This is a genomic window from Flavobacterium zepuense, assembly GCF_007097145.1.
Classification (GTDB): Bacteria; Bacteroidota; Bacteroidia; order Flavobacteriales; family Flavobacteriaceae; genus Flavobacterium; species Flavobacterium zepuense.
Genome location: NZ_VJVZ01000001.1, coordinates 65,199 through 80,896 on the forward strand (window position 1 = coordinate 65,199; position 15,698 = coordinate 80,896).

Genomic DNA, 15,698 nt, shown 5'->3' on the forward strand with positions numbered 1-15,698 from the left:
ACGCTGGCCAGAGGTATCTGGTCAGCACGTGAAAGTATTACCTTTATTCACCCCGAGGGCATGAGCATGGCTGGAAGCAGATCAAAACCAATTTCTATGGAACGACTAGGGATTCCATGTTAAGCAAGCGCAACCTGCATACAGTATCGCTCAGTATCCATCCCTTGACTCCCGATGGTGTAACTTAATATTGTTAAGCAACGAGTTGGGCCAGTCTATCCAAGTCCTCGGCAAAAAGGTTCGACATTTGTCCCGTTGGGGCTATATAATTGACAAGCTTTAACCTGAGTTCAATTTTAGTGTAGTGCGATTTCAATCAGGATTTCAAGCTGGTATTTATTAAAATTAGCTCCCGCTCAAGATCGTCTAATGATAATTTACCCCGCGCGAAGCTAATCTCTAATTGGGCTATTTTCTCGGTTGGTGTGAGCGGCCTGTCCTGAATTATAGTTACCAACTCATTTTCATTATCGGGTGGCATAATGACGGTTTGCTTTTTATTGAATGCTTCAAAATACCGGATGCCAAATTTTCGTTGCGACACAGCGTTAAAATGAAGGCCATCTCCGTTAGCTGCCAGTCCTGTTGCAGTTACAAAATAACAATTGGCCCTGGTTTTAGCAAATTTCTGAAGCGCCTGATTGACCTCCTTAAATTCTGTAAAATAGTTACCGTATCGGCCACTACTTAAAAAGTCACCCAGACCGCCTGTTATAAAAGGAACTTCAGGTACATTTAACTCATGACGAAAGGCATCAACAATAACATCCAATTTATCATAATACTCAGCAGAACGCCCGGCAAAACTATCATTTTCACCCTGATGCCATAAAATTCCGCTTAATGTGCTGATTTGCTTGGCTGCCTTTGCTTGGAACACAGCATTTTCGAAAAGAGCGCCGCCAACTTTCCAGTCGTCAAGGCTCGACCCCCCATCAGCACATGGGATAAGACCAATTTGCTCATTCTCATTATTTAATCTCCAACATCCTGCAAAAGACGCAGCAAGCCCGATACCCGCTGTCGATCGGTCAAAATTTATGGGTTCTGTCATTGTCTGCCAGCGTCCGTTTACAAGCATTTTAATTTGCTCATCGTAAATCTGTTTAACATCCTCAAGGTACCCGCGACCCGCCATATTAGACTGACCGATCATTAAGAAGGAATTTATCATTTATTTTGTATTTTTTATCAGCTTATTTTTAATGACTTTATTACCCTGTCAAAAGCTAACCATATAAAGTCTTCATTGATTTCGAACGGGGCGCCGGTTATACTTTGATTCCGCTGGTGAAAACGCATTAAGGTATATAACGGGCCAAATGCAATAGACCAGTATACCTCGATAGGCAGGTCAATCATTTCTCCACGTTTCACATTAACGTCTATAAACCGGCCCATATTCTGTTTGAAATTTGCCAGAAATCCTGCTGAGTCGTTATTAAACATTTCAAGGAATTGCTGATGGTACGATGAACTGCTTATCTGGTCGAAGAACTGTCCCAGTCCAGGATTTTCCATCATATAATCAAATCGATTTCTCCATTGTACTCTTAAACCTTCTTCAAGACTTGCTTCCAGATCGAAATTCTTATTCATTGCTACTTCCATTTTCGCACCTTCCTCGAGCACAATTTTCACAATCAGGTCGTCCTTGTCTTTATAATATACGTATGGTGTACCCACAGATACACCACAGGCTTTCGCCAGTTTATTGATTGTGAAGCCTTCCAAACCATCTTTGACAATAATTTCTATGGCTTTCTGCCTTACTAACTGCTCCTTATTAACGTCTCTTGTCCTCATACTAAATAATCACTCAAAATTAAATGAATAATCATTTAATAATAAAATTAATTTTGTTATTTTTAATTTGAATTTCAGCATAAAGTTAAAGAGAGGTGTGTAGAATGTAAACCCTTAAAAATCTATCACTAAATACACGTAGAACTCACGTTTAAAATATGGCCCACACAGAAAAAAACAAACTTACTGCGGTTGCATTTTATGAACTTATGTTCAATGATTGCCGTCCGGCAGAAGCAATTGCATTATATGCGGGTGACACCTACATCCAGCATAATCCGCATGTTGCTGACGGAAAAGATGGCTTCATTGCTTACTTCGAGCGGATGGCAGTTGACTATCCCGGGAAACATGTTACAATTAAACGTGTTATCGCAGAAGATAATTTAGTGGTACTTCACTGCTTTCAACACTGGCCTGATGACTCTGACTATGCTGGAATAGATATATTCCGTTTTGATGCTGAAGGTAAGATCGTAGAACATTGGGATGTCCTGCAAGTTATTGAGCAGCAGTCACAAAATGATAACGGGTTATTTTAGTATAGACAGCCTTGCTCTGTTTATTCTATGGTTTCGGATACAGGGATACTACTCACTTCAATATTTTTCAATCGAATACAATATTTAATTATGGAGAATCAAAAAACCACCGCCATTTCAGGTATAGACCACATTGGGATTAATGTCCCTGATATAGATACAGCAACCGTTTTCCTTCAGCACGCGTTTGAGGCAGAAGTAATATATGAATCGTATAGTAAAGAACAACCGCCTTTAGAGGTGGAAGGCATAGAAGCAACTACCTTAAACTTGGCATCACATGCGAAACTTCATTCCTGTCGAATGATTAAAATAGGCAATGGGATTAACATAGAATTGTTTGAAATTCATGTCAATGGCCAAAGAGAATCCGTAAAATCCAGCGACTTGGGATTGCAGCATTTTGCGGTTTATACAGACAATATTTTAGTATCGCTTGAAAAGTTTGCAACAGCAGGTGGAAAAGTTTTATCTGAACCAAAACCTCTTTTATTTCCTTTGGAAACTGGAGAAACCAATTTGTTCTGCTATGGTATAACACCTTGGGGAAGTTGTGTTGAGTTTATTACCTATCCCGACGGAATGCCTTATGAAGCGCAAACTAAAGTGCGGAGGTGGAAAGGAGGTAAATAGTCTTTATGCGAAGACGTAACGGTATTCAGAAATAGAAACATTTGCTTATATAAATAATGAAGGGAGCTTACTGGTATAATTAGCATTCTGTATCGTATGGAAAATATTTCTAGTCTGCAAAGTTTCCTTTTATAGCTACCTAATTCTTTAAATATTCTTTTGGCGCAAAGCCGAATTGCTTCTTAAATGCATATGAAAAATGGGACAAATTCTCAAAGCCCGCTTCCCGGTATACTTCCACCGGCTTTTGCTTATTTTTCGAAAGTAGATAGTGGGCTAATTTCAGACGCCTCTCAGTCAACCAGCGCTGAGGCGTCATACCGTAGATTTTGAAAAAATCACGTTTAAAGGTTGTAAGGCTTCGCCCGGTCAGATAACTGAATTTATCTAAAGGCATATTAAACATAAAATTTTTTTCCATATAATCGGCCAGGTCTATTTTACCGCGTTCTGAGAAATCGGCTAAAAATGTATCGATACTTTTATCAATCGTTCTTAAAATAGTTATGGCCTCATCAGTCTTTAGCGCCAAAAGCTCTTCGGGCAGCTCTTCGTACAATTCAAAATAAGGTAGTAAAGAAGCAAAATAACTTTCTAAAAGCGGATGCTTATCATAAGCTTTAACAGTTGGTAGGTATCCTGTAGTTTCGTGAGCCTTATGACGGGAATAATACTCTTTTAAGCGGTCTGTTTTGAGTATAATTAAGACGCACTTATAGGCTTGGTCATCCTTAGGATACTGGATTATAGTAGAGAGCTGACGGCGTGGAAAAAACATAGTATCCCCAGGGCCAAATACCTGGCTGGTTTCAAATGATACTATTTTTACCTCGCCGGAAATAATCCTGACGAAACAATGATCATCCAGCATTACTTCATTTCGTAAATATTTTTCCTCCAGGCAAGCTAATACAACTTCAGTCGAAGGATTCTGTAATTTGTTTTGCATGTATAAATTTACAAAAACGCAGGAAGAGAATAACTAATAGAAGGTTAGTTATTCTCCGGAAATTAATTTTTGACCTTTGTAAGATGCTCCATCTGAAAAGCCTCGTACACTTTTTTATTAGCCTCTTCTAACTGCCTGTTTAATGGAGCCACTAGTTCTCCCATAAACATCCTGTCTACTTCAGTACGTATTGGACGGGTACCGTGGGGAATCTTTATAAGCTGAATGATCGCGTTGGAAAGTAATTCCAGGCTTTGATCGGGATTTGCTTCAAAAACACTTTCTATGGATGCTAACAAGGTATCAGGCAAATCTTTGATTGTCCCGTAATCAGACGAGCGCTCCTTCTCGCTTGGCTTGAGTAAAGAACCGATAAATTGTGTGGGAAATGCTCCCGGTTCAACAATACAGGATTCAATACCCATGTTAGATACTTCTGTCCGGTAACTTTCGGCTAATGCTTCGGCAGCCCATTTGGAGGGGCTGTAAGGGCCTTGGAAAGGCACTGAAAGCCTTGCGCTTAAACTTGATATCAGTATCAAAAGTCCATGCTGCTGCTCTTTCATAAAAGGCAATACGGCGCGGGTCATGCGTTGCACGCCAAATACATTGACATCAAACACTTTCTTCCAATCATCGGCTGTAAAACCTTCCTGGATGCCTCCAGCGCCTAACCCAGCATTGTTAACAAGGATGTCTATACTACCCATTTGCGCTGCCGCTATGTTTACACCTTGTGTAACGCTGCCATCACTGGTAACATCTATGTCTACTATAAATACACCTTTATGCTCTAAGGCATCTGCTGCCATTTTATTTCTGCCTTTTGGATCACGCATAGCGCCTGCTACAATATAATCTTCCTGAAGTAACGCTTCTATGATAGCCATCCCAAAACCACCTGCCGCCCCGGTAATCAATACATTTTTTAATTCTTTCATCTTCCTGTTGTTTCTAAAATCAGGAACAAATGTAGGCTACTCGTATTAAACAAAGTTTGTTCAAAAGTCCCAATTAACTTTGTTTAAACGTCTGGTAAAATGGACTGCCAATTTTTTTGACCGATAATCTCATCGGTATCAAGCTTTAGGATATAGTAAAATATGCTAATGCCAACCAGGATCAATAATAATAAGTCTTACGACACATGCTGATATTGATAAAAATTGTTAAAAGATTGATAAAAATTGACTTGAATGAATCTCCAAATGTGAAGCTGGATAACTAGTAAAGTAATTATTAAATCAATACTTAATAGCTTTAAATTAGACAGTCAAAATTATTATGCAGCTAATTTCTTTAGTATATTTGATTTTTACAAATAAATTTATGGACACAACCTCCTTTGAAGAATTATGTCTGCGGCTTTCCAGTGGCCTATCTTCTGATCTCAGTGTACTACTACCTGAAGATATCCAGCAGGAAGTGGGTCATTTCAATATATTCAACCTCAATCAGATTACCCAGACTTTAACGGAGAAACCGCCGATTCCCTACGATTGCCGCGCCTTCTACAAGATCAGCTTACTAACAGGGCAATCAAAAGCAGAGTATCCTGATCGAACCGTTGAAATTTCAAAGCCGTCCCTTATCTTCTCAACTCCAAAAAGTCCCTTTTATTGGACACCCGTTGGTATCCAGACGGGCGTTTTCTGCGTATTTACAGCAGAATTCCTTCATCCAAGCAGAAGCGGATTATCCCTCGATGAAACGCCAATCTTTAAATCGCCAGAAAATCCTATTCTTACACTTTCAGTTGAGGATTTGGAACGTATACAAAACATTTTTGAAAACATGAAGGCCGAAATCTATTCAAACTATGCCTATAAATATGACCTTCTTCGCGCTTACACCCTGGAATTAATTCACCTTGGGCAGAAATTGCAATCCAAAATAATATTGCATTCGGGCCATACTGCGGCAGAACGGTTAACATCCCTTTTTTTAGAGTTGCTCGAAAAACAATACCCCATTGAAAACCCACAGCAAAGAATTGACCTTCGTACTGCAAAACAATTCGCCGATAAGCTCGCTGTTCATGTCAATCATTTGAACAAATTACTTAAAGATACCACTGGCCTTACCACAACAGAATTAATAACTGGAAGAATTCTTCAGGAAGCTAAAACGCTATTGCGCCAGACGAATTGGCCTATATCGGAAATCGCTGAAAGCCTTGGCTTTTCAGATTTCTCACATTTTGCACATTTCTTTAAAAAGCAGTCATCTCTTTCACCTGGAGCTTTCCGAAGCCAATTAAAATCTTTGAATTATACATAAATCTGATTGTTTAAAACAAACGGAGCCTCATTTTTTTCCCAGACTTTTGTACTGTATAATCAGTATAAAAAAAGTACAATGGCAATTCAAAAAATCGCATTAGTAACCGGCGGAAGCAGGGGCATCGGCAAAGACATTTCAATCAAGCTCGCACAAAAAGGTGTCGATATTATATTAACCTATCACAGCAATAAAAATGAGGCTGAAAAAACGATAGCTGAAATTGCAGCAACCGGTAGCAAAGCCGTAGCAATTCAGTTAAATACAGCCGACACAAATAGCTTTGAAAACTTTTTCAAAGAAGCCAATTCTGCACTACAGAATACCTTCGGTGCAGACCGGATCGACTTCCTGATCAATAATGCAGGAACCAGCCTAACATCTCCAATATTGGATACGACCGTGGCACAATTTGACGAGATGATGAATATTCATATAAAAGGAGTCTATTTCTTAACACAAAAAGCCTTAAGTTATCTTCGTGACGGAGGTCGTATAATCAATATTTCTTCGGCCACATCACGTGTCAGCTTTCCGGGAGTATCTGCTTATGCAATGATGAAAGGAGCCATAGATGTCTATACCAGGTATTTGGCTCTTGAGCTGGGAGCACGTGGCATTACGGCTAATGTTGTTGCGCCCGGTGCTGTTTTTGGGGGCGGGGCCATGGAAGATACTCCGGAAATACGTACACATGTGGCAAGTATAACCGCACTTGGGCGCGTGGCAACACCCGATGATATTGGCGGTGTGGTAGCATTTCTTTGTAGCGGTGACGCAAATTGGGTCAATGGCCAGCGTATAGAGATGACTGGTGGAATGAATTTGTAATAATGATCGAATTACCATTTAATCCCTAACCAAAGTAGCAGGGACTTTCATCGCATAATTGTCCCCCCTTTAAGAACTTTAGTTTATGCAGGGGGACAATTCATTTGAACCTCGGTTTAACTTAAAAGATCTTTCAGTCCGAATGCCGTTAAAACATTTTCGTATTCAGCTTTAACAGCGTCGTTAGCCCTTTTAGTGATTTCTCCCGTGGACGGGTCAACAACTGTCCTTAATGGCCTTTGTCCTTTTGGTAAATTGATCAAGTTTACAACTGCATCGGCAACATCCTGTGGATTTGGATTGGTAGCTTCAAATATTTGACCAATAGCAGCAAACATTTTATTTGGGAATTCCGCTATAGCCTGATAATTATCGGCAACCGATGCGTCAGAGCCAGTTTGGATCTTTTGAGACATTTCGGTAGGAAAAGCACCGGGCTGAATTATAGCAACATCAACTCCTAACGGTCTTGCTTCATAATGCAATCCTTCGCTTAGACCTTCCAAAGCAAATTTTGATGCACCGTACACTGCTGAAAATGGAGGAGAGAATCTACCCCAGCCGCTCGAAACATTGATGATCAAACCTTCAGACTGTTTACGCATAAATGGCAACGCCAGTTTCATTAATCTCCATGGGGCAATAACATTGACATTCAACATCCACTGTACATCATCCGTAGTAGCGCTTTCAGCCACACCGAATATCCCTGCTCCTGCATTATTGACCAACACATCAATTGTCCCTTCATTGGAAATGATTGTATCGATTGCATTTTTTACACTGGTCTCATCAGTCAAGGAAACATCAAGAACAGTTACATTTTCCACCTGTGACAAGGCTTTTGCTTTATCAGCATTCTTGCCTTGGGTATCTCTCATGGTGGCATAAACTTTATGCCCTAAAGCGGCTACCGAATTCGCGGTAAGCCATCCAAACCCGCTATTTGTTCCCGTTATTAATACGACTTTCTTATTCATTTTTTTTATTTAAATTAATGATACAAAGGTTGACTTCTAAAAAATGAAACCATTTACCATTTGGTAAAAAGTGATGTTAACGAATATTTTTTCTTATCCTGCTTAATGATTGTTGCGTGATCCCCAAATAAGAAGCGATATGGGAAAGAGGAATACGATTTATAAGGGCAGGAAAATTTTCAATAAACGATAAATAACGTGTAGTTGCATCTTCTGAAACCAACGGGCTCCTTCTTTCAATCGCTTTTAACAAACAATTCTTCGTTATCAGTGCCGTAATATTATGCCAGCCAACAATTGTATTCCCGATGTCGTCCCAGTCTTTCTTTGAAAATACAAGCATTTTGCAATCAGTGACAGCCTGTATGTACTCGGAAGCTACTACTTGTAACTCAAACTTTTGTTGGTCCGAAACAAAATTGTTTTCGTCAATGAAATGATGAGTGATCTCATCACCTTTGTTATTGTAGTAGCAGAAACGAACCACGCCTTCCAAAATAAATCCAACCTGCCTCGGAACCTTTCCGGCTTCTGAAAAATATTCATCCTTATGAAGTTCGCGCATTATTGCTTTGCTTATGATGAGGTCTGTCTGTTGCTTGTTGAGGTTCCCAAACTGTAATATGTAATCGATGAATTCTTTCATAAGTTAAATTTCGGCATTATTAAAACCTGATCATTTACCATATGGTAAAAAATTGCCCTGATGCGTTGGAGCACCGGTCGATCGAAATATCAAGAGAAATATCTCTAACGTTCAATTGATGACATATACACATCTTCATACCGTTCTCCTGAAGCTGGCGTAAGGTTATTCAGTTTACTGATCTGAGCTTTGCTAAGTTCAATAAGATCAGCAGCTGCGTTTTCTTTAAGGCGGTCTACGCGTTTAGTTCCCGGGATCGGCGCAATGTCGTTGCCTTGCGCAAGTAACCAAGCGAGCGCAATTTGCCCGGGTTTGGCGTTTACCTCGGCGGCGATTGTCTCAACCTCTTCAACGATCTTTAAATTCTTTGTGAAATTTTCGCCTGTGAACCTCGGATTGTTTTTACGCCAGTCATCATCGGTGATCTGATCAGCGGATTTGATCTGTCCTGTCAGAAAACCGCGACCTAAAGGCGAATAAGGGACTAGACCGATGCCCAGTTCACGTAAAACCGGCAGTATTTCTGCCTCGGGATCGCGGACCCAAAGGGAATATTCACTTTGTAGAGCCGAGATGGGATAAATGGCGTGCGCACGGCGAATAGTAGATACACCTGCTTCAGAAAGCCCGATATAACGTATTTTTCCTTCTTTAACCAGATCAGCAAGGGCACCGACCGTATCCTCTATAGGAGTATTAGGATCAACCCGGTGTTGATAGTAAAGGTCAATATGATCCGTTTGCAAACGTCTGAGCGAACCTTCCACCGCCGACCGGATGTTTGATGGCTTGCTGTCCATCTCATTAGCAACTCCTTTAGCATGTGAGATCAGGCCGAATTTGGTGGCGAGAACAACCTGGTCTCTTTTGCCCTTTAAAGCTTTGCCCACCAGTTCTTCATTGGTATAAGGGCCGTATACTTCAGCGGTATCGATCAGTGTAACACCAAGGTCTATTGCCCGGTGAAGGGTGCGGATTGATTCTGATTCATTGGTTTCACCCATAGTATAATATGCTGACATACCCATGGCGCCAAGACCGATACGGCCTACTTCCAGACCTCCAAGTTTAATATGCTTCATAATTTTATTGATTAACAGTTAAAGTCTAAATTTACGAGGTATCCATTTTGATATAATCTGCGGGTCCCTGTGGTCGAAGAACGCACTTTGGTTCTTATCCAGCTCCGAGATGGCATCCATATCGGCTGATGTTAACTCGAAGTTCCATATATCTGCGTTCTCAATGATCCTTTCCTGGCGGACAGATTTTGGTATAACTGCAATTCCTCTTTGGATGAGCCAGCGCAAAGTAACCTGTGCCACGGATTTGTTATACTTTTTTCCGATCGAAGCCAAAGTCTCATTCGTGAAAAGATTATTTCTGCCTTCGGCAAACGATGCCCAGGACTGGATTTGCACACCCTTACTTTCCAAAAACGCTTGCGTGTCCGAACGTTGATAAAATGGGTGCACTTCAATCTGGTTCACGGCAGGGACAATTTCATTGTGTGCGATCAGGTCGGCAGCCCTATCCGGGAAAAAGTTGCTGATTCCAATGGCTCTTATTTTTCCTTCTTTGTAAAGTTCTTCCATGGCGCGCCAGGAACCGTAATAATCGCCCACGGCCTGGTGAATGAGGTACAGGTCCAGGTACTCTAATTGTAACCGGTTCAATGAATCCTCAAAAGCCTTTTTGGTATTTGCATACCCGGCATCCCGCACCCAAAGCTTTGTGGTGATAAACAGGTCTTCCCTGGCTACGTTGCTTTTCCTGATGGCATGGCCAACCACCTCCTCATTACCATAAGCTGAAGCGGTATCAATAAGGCGGTAACCTGCTTCTAGGGCGGTCAAAACAGATCGTTCGCATTCTTCAGGGTCGTTCATTAAATAGACGCCCAGCCCTAACAGAGGCATTTCTATACCGTTATTTAATTTGATCGTTTGCATGCTTTTGGGATAGGTGAAAATTTCCATAGCCTGTTTAGACTATGGAAATGAGTTAATAATGATCTATTACTTAAAACGTCAGTTTGGTCAGCCAATCTGCGGTTTCTGCATCGCGGTGATCAAAAAACACACTTTTGCCAGTATCCAGGGCGGCAATAGCATCAATGTCTTCCTGGGTCAGTTCAAAATCAAAAATATTAAGATTTTCAACCATTCGTTCTTCGCGAACCGATTTCGGGATCACACCGATCCCTTGCTGCACAAGCCAGCGCAGGGTAACTTGGGCAACAGATTTGCCATATTTAGTACCTATGCCAGTAAGTACTTTATTGTTGAAGATCTCATTTTTACCCTCTGCAAAGGATGCCCAGGATTGCGTAACGATATTGTTTTTCCTCAATAATTCGTGGTCGGATGCTCTTTGATAGAAAGGATTGATCTCTATCTGGTTCACCGCCGGAACGATCTCGTTGTGCGCAATAAGGTCGACCACCCGGTCAGGAAAAAAATTACTGATACCGATGGCGCGGATCTTACCTTCTCTATACAGTTCTTCCATGGCGCGCCACGAGCCGTAATAATCGCCCATCGACTGATGAAGCAAATACAGGTCTATGTACTCCAGCTGTAATTCTTTTAACGATTTTTCGAACGCTTTTTTGGTCTTTTCGTAACCTGCATCCTGTACCCAAAGTTTCGTAGTAATAAATAGTTCTTCCCGGGCTACACCACTTTTTTTGATGGCGTTACCCACAGCGGATTCGTTCAGGTATAGGGAAGCGGTGTCTATCAGGCGGTAGCCTGCTTTGATGGCGGTCAGTACGGTTTGTTCGCATTCGTTCAGGTCCGGTATCTGGAATACGCCTAAACCTACAAGTGGCATTTCTACGCCGTTGTTTAATTTAATTGTTTGCATGTTAATTATATATATATATGAATTGTTATTTCAGGAGATAGATGATCATTTAAGTATTATTGATCTGTATTTATTGCGCTATATCTTTGACAATATAGCGGGTGTCCACTGGGTTGGATACAAAAAGACCTTCTAAAGCAATTGTCAATTGCTTGATATAGTCCTGTTTTAATTGCGCCTCATGGTCAGCCTGGCTTTGCCAGCCTTCTATTAGCACAAATTTGTTCGGATCCTCTGCGTAACCATAAAGGTTAAACTCCAGGTTTCCCTGGGCTTTTCGCGTCGGGGAAACGATCCCGGCCATTGCACCAATAAAGGATTTCCTTTTTTCAGGCTTAACATCAAACAGCACGATCACAAAACGATCTGTCCCATTGTGAGCAGTAATTTTAGGGATCATTGCAGGTATCTCATCTAAGACTTTAAGCGTTATAGACTTTGCATCTCCTGCGAGCGATTGCTGGATGACCGTAATGGCATCTTTAAAATAGACCTGCTCTTTGTGATAATTATGAGCCGCTTTGTTCTCGAAACGTTCAAACCATATGGGTTGCAATTTCCCATCCTCAGGTTTGTACAAGCTAAAGGAAATATTGCCCTTTTCTTTCCGCGAATGGGTAATGTTGTTTTGAACTGCCCCGACAAAGTCGTTCCATTTTTCTTTTTTGATATCACCAAAAAAGCCTAGTTCCTGGAAAGTCTCCTGAGCGGCTTTTGCATTTATATTAACTGCTTCTCTCATGTTTTGGGTTGGGTTTCCGGTTCCGCACAATGCTAATAATTGTGATACTATTACCGCAGTTATCAACAATAAGCTTCCTATTGACATAATTTGGAATGCAGCATTGTTTTTAAATACTTGAGTTATCATATTCTTTCTTTATTAAACCTATCGTTCCACAATAGGGCAAAAAAATTATTTTACTATAGTGCCTATTAAAATTTCAGTCGTTTGTTTGGTGAGCTTTGCATCGGCAAACAAAATATGTGTGTTGTAAATAGATACGAGCCCGGATACTAAGAAGTGTGCTAAAGCCAGCGGGTTTTTATCTGCTGATAGTGAGCCATCCGCCTGAGCTTGCTTGAGCAATTTCTCGAAAAGTCCGACCGCTTTCAACGTTTGCTTTTGCAATAGCTCGCTTACTTCTTTGTCGGTCAATGCCAGTTCAAAAACAGAATTTGTGAACAGGCAATTCGTATCCTGCACTGCAGATTTAAAAACGGAATAAATCACATTCCTGATCGCCTCTAATGGCTGATCGCTTTTTTGTGCCGCCTGATTGTACTGCTTATCTTTTTTTTGAATATAGTTGGTCAGCGACTTTAAGAACAGGTCGTGTTTATTACCATAAGCCAGATACAGACTGCTACGGTTGATCTGCATGGTATCTACAAGGTCATTCATAGTCGTTGCATTGTAACCCTTTTTCCAAAAAAGGTCCCTGGCTGTTTTCAGCTTTTCATCATAATCGAATTCTTTGTTTCTTGGCATAGGACAAATGTACAATATTAAACCTTTCGTTCCAATTAAAACTACTTACTTTAACAGTAAATGATCTTTAGTTGACAATTAAAGCAAAAATCAAACCGCGTATCTATAAGATCAAGTGTTTAATTGTAGGTTTAATACGTTTATCATTTAAAGCATTATTACCATAGATCAATTTTATGCAACTAATTGCTGCTGATATTTGATACCAGTAAAATATATAAATTCTTAACAACTAAAAATCTACTGATGAAAATCTTAATCGTTGGTGCTAGTGGCAGGGTCGGAACTATACTCACCCTTCAGCTTTTAGCACTTGGACATGAAATTACCGGAACATCAAGACACAATAAGCCATTGTTTGATCATCCAAATTACAAGCATTTAAACCTTGATATCACGCAGCAATTAGCTCAGATCGTAGCCAAGATTACTGATGATTTTGACGCAGTATATTGCGTGGCCGGCTCGGGGACTGACGAAGGCCTTTTGCAAACCGACCTGCATGGGGCTATAAAGATTATGACGGCGGCCGAAAGCAAAGGCATTGAACGATTTATTCATCTAAGTTTCGGTTTTTCTTTGGAACCAGCTAAATGGAAAGAGGAAGGGCTTGAAGAACTGACCGATTACGGTATCGCTAAACATTACGCTGACCAGTGGCTGATCAACAACACTAAGCTTAACTACACATTGATGCAGCCTTGTTGGTTAACCGAGACACCTGGTTCAGGAAAAATTACAGTAAATATCCAGCATCATCGGAGTAACTCGATAGAGAATGTAGCAAATACATTGGTGGCCGTATTGAACAATCCCAAAACCTTTAGAAAAGTGATCAGTATGCATGATGGAGATATTCCGATCGAAGAGGCAATTAATAGCTTGTAAATCAAAGTATACCATACAAAACGTAACTACCTCTGAATTTTCAGGATAGCGATAAGCAGCTAATTGCTATCCTGAAAATAGATGAATATATAATCACTGCTTTGGCCTCGATCACGAATTGCTCAAACGGCTTAAACTTTTTAAGGTCAAACGAGCACTACCCTATCCAGGCATTTCTAGGAAAACAATGAGCTGGGTGAAGACAGGCTTTGCCAGAAATAAACAAGTCCATCCGGAGATATCCGAACGGACTTATTGTTTCCTGGACATTCTATCAGTTTAAATGTTAGGGTGCAGATCGCGTACCTCACTCACGCTTTCTAATAGCGATGCTACATGCAGAATAGTTGACTCTGCCAGCCAGCTACCTACGACTTGCACGGCAATAGGTAAACCTTCTTTACTGGTACCGAAGCGCATCGCGATGCCCGGTAAGCCGGTAACGTTTAATGGAACGGTTGCGCCCTGTAAATAAGTAGCATCTACCTGCTGACCATCGATGATAAACTCTTCCACACCATGTTTGTGCGCCGGAATTGGAAGCACATGCGTAAGTAACACATCATACTGCTGGAAATATTGCGCAAAGCCGTCCCTCAGGCGTTCCGCAGCCTGTTCTGCGTATATAAAGTCTCCCATGGAGGTATCCGGAAGGGACAGCATTGTCTTAGCCATCTTATACAATTCATCTTCACTGCGGCCGACCGTAGCTTCCCGAAACGCTTCTTTCATTTCCATCACGTGCAACTTGTTAAACACGTCAAGTGCAAAGTCGCGTTCCAGTGCCGGTATGCGAACCTGCTCAACTGTTAAACCCAGCTCTTTAAGCGCTTTAGCCGCTGACTCAACTGTGCGCGCCACCTCGGGGTCTACCGGACCGAAGCCTGGCCCAACCATCCATCCCACCCGCAGTTGGCGACCAGCAGACTTGCCTGCTCCGGCATCAAACTGTACGGTACTTGTGGCGAAGGCGTCGAAGCCGTCAGGCCCGGAAAGTATTTTGAAGGCAAGTTCCAAATCACGGATGCTGCGTGCCATTGGCCCCACATGCCAGAATCGGCGCGGTACGCGCGGCCAGATCCCTGTCATCGGGACGCGGCCATGTGTCGCTTTAAGTGATACGATACCGGTTTGCGCAGCCGGGCCTCGAACAGAGATGGCCAGGTCAGTGCCTAAACCAATCGGGGACATACCCGCCGCTATAGCAGCCGATTCACCGCCGCTGGAACCGCCCGGCGTACGGGTAAGGTCCCATGGATTGTTGGACCTGCCGCTAAGCAGGTTGTCGCTTTCGATCCAGTAAGAGAATTCGGGAAGATTCGTCTTAGCCAAAAGTATACCGCCTGCCTGTTTCATCCGCAAAACGCTGGTGGCATCGGTATCGGGAAGACGGCCTTTGAAAATCGGTGAACCCCGCTGGGTTAGGACATCAGCGGTATCTATTGAATCCTTTACGGTAAAAGGCACACCGTGTAACGGTCCTAACTCATCGCCTCTCATCACGGCATCTTCTGCTAATTTGGCGTACGCCAGTGCGCTGTCAGCAACGGTTACAATCGCATTGATTTCAGGGTTTAAACCTTCAATGCGCTCAAGATGTACTTTCATGATTTCGACAGGCGAAACTTCACGGTCACGGATCATTTTCGCCAGTGTTGTGGCGTCCTGAAAATACACCGGTGTATGATTACTATTTTGATTTTTCATATCCTTTTATTTTTAGTGTTATAAGTATTATTGCCCTAACCGGGTGCCGGACAAAATGAGAAGGATTAACTCCTCA

17 protein-coding genes are annotated in these 15,698 nt (G+C 41.7%); 5 read left to right on the plus strand and 12 right to left on the minus strand.

Going from position 1 to position 15,698, the window contains the following annotated elements:
• Nucleotides 1-316: 316 nt before the first annotated feature.
• The gene (locus tag FMM05_RS00310) at nt 317-1,174 is read right to left on the minus strand and encodes a sialate O-acetylesterase (RefSeq protein ID WP_143371353.1); all 858 of its coding nucleotides are present in this window, start codon (nt 1,172-1,174) and stop codon (nt 317-319) included.
• Between the two features lie 17 nt (nt 1,175-1,191).
• Nucleotides 1,192-1,806 carry a TetR/AcrR family transcriptional regulator gene (locus FMM05_RS00315; RefSeq protein WP_143371354.1) on the minus strand — a complete coding sequence of 205 codons (615 nt, stop codon included), beginning with the start codon at nt 1,804-1,806 and terminating at the stop codon, nt 1,192-1,194.
• Nucleotides 1,807-1,964: 158 nt separating this feature from the next.
• Between FMM05_RS00315 and FMM05_RS00320 the strand changes: the two genes are divergently transcribed.
• Nucleotides 1,965-2,348 carry a nuclear transport factor 2 family protein gene (locus tag FMM05_RS00320; protein WP_143371355.1) on the plus strand — a complete coding sequence of 128 codons (384 nt, stop codon included), beginning with the start codon at nt 1,965-1,967 and terminating at the stop codon, nt 2,346-2,348.
• Between the two features lie 90 nt (nt 2,349-2,438).
• Nucleotides 2,439-2,981, plus strand: coding sequence for a VOC family protein (locus tag FMM05_RS00325; RefSeq protein WP_143371356.1), 543 nt, complete (start codon nt 2,439-2,441; stop codon nt 2,979-2,981).
• Nucleotides 2,982-3,120: 139 nt separating this feature from the next.
• On the opposite strand, the gene FMM05_RS00330 is transcribed toward FMM05_RS00325, so the two are convergent.
• Together FMM05_RS00330 and FMM05_RS00335 are read right to left on the minus strand one after the other, a co-directional pair.
• Entirely contained in the window at nt 3,121-3,930 is an 810-nt protein-coding gene (locus tag FMM05_RS00330) for a helix-turn-helix domain-containing protein (RefSeq protein ID WP_143371357.1), read from the minus strand.
• Nucleotides 3,931-3,992: 62 nt separating this feature from the next.
• Nucleotides 3,993-4,871 carry an SDR family NAD(P)-dependent oxidoreductase gene (locus FMM05_RS00335; RefSeq protein ID WP_143371358.1) on the minus strand — a complete coding sequence of 293 codons (879 nt, stop codon included), beginning with the start codon at nt 4,869-4,871 and terminating at the stop codon, nt 3,993-3,995.
• A 388-nt stretch (nt 4,872-5,259) separates the two neighbouring features.
• Between FMM05_RS00335 and FMM05_RS00340 the strand changes: the two genes are divergently transcribed.
• Together FMM05_RS00340 and FMM05_RS00345 are read left to right on the plus strand one after the other, a co-directional pair.
• Nucleotides 5,260-6,210 carry a helix-turn-helix domain-containing protein gene (locus FMM05_RS00340; protein ID WP_143371359.1) on the plus strand — a complete coding sequence of 317 codons (951 nt, stop codon included), beginning with the start codon at nt 5,260-5,262 and terminating at the stop codon, nt 6,208-6,210.
• 78 nt (nt 6,211-6,288) lie between these two features.
• A complete protein-coding gene (locus tag FMM05_RS00345) occupies nt 6,289-7,041 on the plus strand; it encodes an SDR family NAD(P)-dependent oxidoreductase (protein ID WP_143371360.1) in 753 nt (250 codons plus the stop codon).
• Between the two features lie 116 nt (nt 7,042-7,157).
• Here FMM05_RS00345 and FMM05_RS00350 read toward each other — a convergent pair whose 3' ends face one another.
• From FMM05_RS00350 to FMM05_RS00380, 7 genes are all read right to left on the minus strand, one after another.
• On the minus strand, nt 7,158-8,021 hold the full coding sequence (locus FMM05_RS00350) for an SDR family oxidoreductase (RefSeq protein WP_143371361.1): 864 nt from the start codon (nt 8,019-8,021) through the stop codon (nt 7,158-7,160).
• A 76-nt stretch (nt 8,022-8,097) separates the two neighbouring features.
• Complete coding sequence (locus FMM05_RS00355) at nt 8,098-8,667, minus strand: Crp/Fnr family transcriptional regulator (RefSeq protein ID WP_143371362.1); 570 nt, start codon at nt 8,665-8,667, stop codon at nt 8,098-8,100.
• Between the two features lie 104 nt (nt 8,668-8,771).
• Nucleotides 8,772-9,749: an aldo/keto reductase gene (locus FMM05_RS00360; RefSeq protein ID WP_143371363.1), complete on the minus strand. Its 978-nt coding sequence runs from the start codon at nt 9,747-9,749 to the stop codon at nt 8,772-8,774.
• A gap of 18 nt (nt 9,750-9,767) precedes the next feature.
• A complete protein-coding gene (locus tag FMM05_RS00365; RefSeq protein WP_143371816.1) occupies nt 9,768-10,619 on the minus strand; it encodes an aldo/keto reductase in 852 nt (283 codons plus the stop codon).
• A gap of 70 nt (nt 10,620-10,689) precedes the next feature.
• Nucleotides 10,690-11,535, minus strand: coding sequence for an aldo/keto reductase (locus FMM05_RS00370; protein ID WP_143371364.1), 846 nt, complete (start codon nt 11,533-11,535; stop codon nt 10,690-10,692).
• A gap of 70 nt (nt 11,536-11,605) precedes the next feature.
• A complete protein-coding gene (locus FMM05_RS00375) occupies nt 11,606-12,406 on the minus strand; it encodes a putative quinol monooxygenase (protein WP_143371365.1) in 801 nt (266 codons plus the stop codon).
• A gap of 45 nt (nt 12,407-12,451) precedes the next feature.
• A complete protein-coding gene (locus FMM05_RS00380; RefSeq protein ID WP_143371366.1) occupies nt 12,452-13,027 on the minus strand; it encodes a TetR/AcrR family transcriptional regulator in 576 nt (191 codons plus the stop codon).
• 246 nt (nt 13,028-13,273) lie between these two features.
• Here FMM05_RS00380 and FMM05_RS00385 point away from each other — a divergent pair, with 246 nt between their 5' ends.
• On the plus strand, nt 13,274-13,915 hold the full coding sequence (locus tag FMM05_RS00385; RefSeq protein WP_143371367.1) for an NAD(P)H-binding protein: 642 nt from the start codon (nt 13,274-13,276) through the stop codon (nt 13,913-13,915).
• Between the two features lie 279 nt (nt 13,916-14,194).
• Here the strand turns inward: FMM05_RS00385 and FMM05_RS00390 are convergent, their stop codons facing one another.
• Complete coding sequence (locus tag FMM05_RS00390) at nt 14,195-15,622, minus strand: amidase (protein ID WP_143371368.1); 1,428 nt, start codon at nt 15,620-15,622, stop codon at nt 14,195-14,197.
• Nucleotides 15,623-15,698: the final 76 nt, after the last annotated feature.

Coding starts and splice junctions, on each gene's coding strand:
- FMM05_RS00310 (WP_143371353.1), bottom strand. CDS start 1,174: ATGATAAATTCCTTCTTAATGATCGGTCAGTCTAATATGGCGGGTCGC.
- FMM05_RS00315 (WP_143371354.1), bottom strand. CDS start 1,806: ATGAGGACAAGAGACGTTAATAAGGAGCAGTTAGTAAGGCAGAAAGCC.
- FMM05_RS00320 (WP_143371355.1), top strand. CDS start 1,965: ATGGCCCACACAGAAAAAAACAAACTTACTGCGGTTGCATTTTATGAA.
- FMM05_RS00325 (WP_143371356.1), top strand. CDS start 2,439: ATGGAGAATCAAAAAACCACCGCCATTTCAGGTATAGACCACATTGGG.
- FMM05_RS00330 (WP_143371357.1), bottom strand. CDS start 3,930: ATGCAAAACAAATTACAGAATCCTTCGACTGAAGTTGTATTAGCTTGC.
- FMM05_RS00335 (WP_143371358.1), bottom strand. CDS start 4,871: ATGAAAGAATTAAAAAATGTATTGATTACCGGGGCGGCAGGTGGTTTT.
- FMM05_RS00340 (WP_143371359.1), top strand. CDS start 5,260: ATGGACACAACCTCCTTTGAAGAATTATGTCTGCGGCTTTCCAGTGGC.
- FMM05_RS00345 (WP_143371360.1), top strand. CDS start 6,289: ATGGCAATTCAAAAAATCGCATTAGTAACCGGCGGAAGCAGGGGCATC.
- FMM05_RS00350 (WP_143371361.1), bottom strand. CDS start 8,021: ATGAATAAGAAAGTCGTATTAATAACGGGAACAAATAGCGGGTTTGGA.
- FMM05_RS00355 (WP_143371362.1), bottom strand. CDS start 8,667: ATGAAAGAATTCATCGATTACATATTACAGTTTGGGAACCTCAACAAG.
- FMM05_RS00360 (WP_143371363.1), bottom strand. CDS start 9,749: ATGAAGCATATTAAACTTGGAGGTCTGGAAGTAGGCCGTATCGGTCTT.
- FMM05_RS00365 (WP_143371816.1), bottom strand. CDS start 10,619: ATGCAAACGATCAAATTAAATAACGGTATAGAAATGCCTCTGTTAGGG.
- FMM05_RS00370 (WP_143371364.1), bottom strand. CDS start 11,535: ATGCAAACAATTAAATTAAACAACGGCGTAGAAATGCCACTTGTAGGT.
- FMM05_RS00375 (WP_143371365.1), bottom strand. CDS start 12,406: ATGATAACTCAAGTATTTAAAAACAATGCTGCATTCCAAATTATGTCA.
- FMM05_RS00380 (WP_143371366.1), bottom strand. CDS start 13,027: ATGCCAAGAAACAAAGAATTCGATTATGATGAAAAGCTGAAAACAGCC.
- FMM05_RS00385 (WP_143371367.1), top strand. CDS start 13,274: ATGAAAATCTTAATCGTTGGTGCTAGTGGCAGGGTCGGAACTATACTC.
- FMM05_RS00390 (WP_143371368.1), bottom strand. CDS start 15,622: ATGAAAAATCAAAATAGTAATCATACACCGGTGTATTTTCAGGACGCC.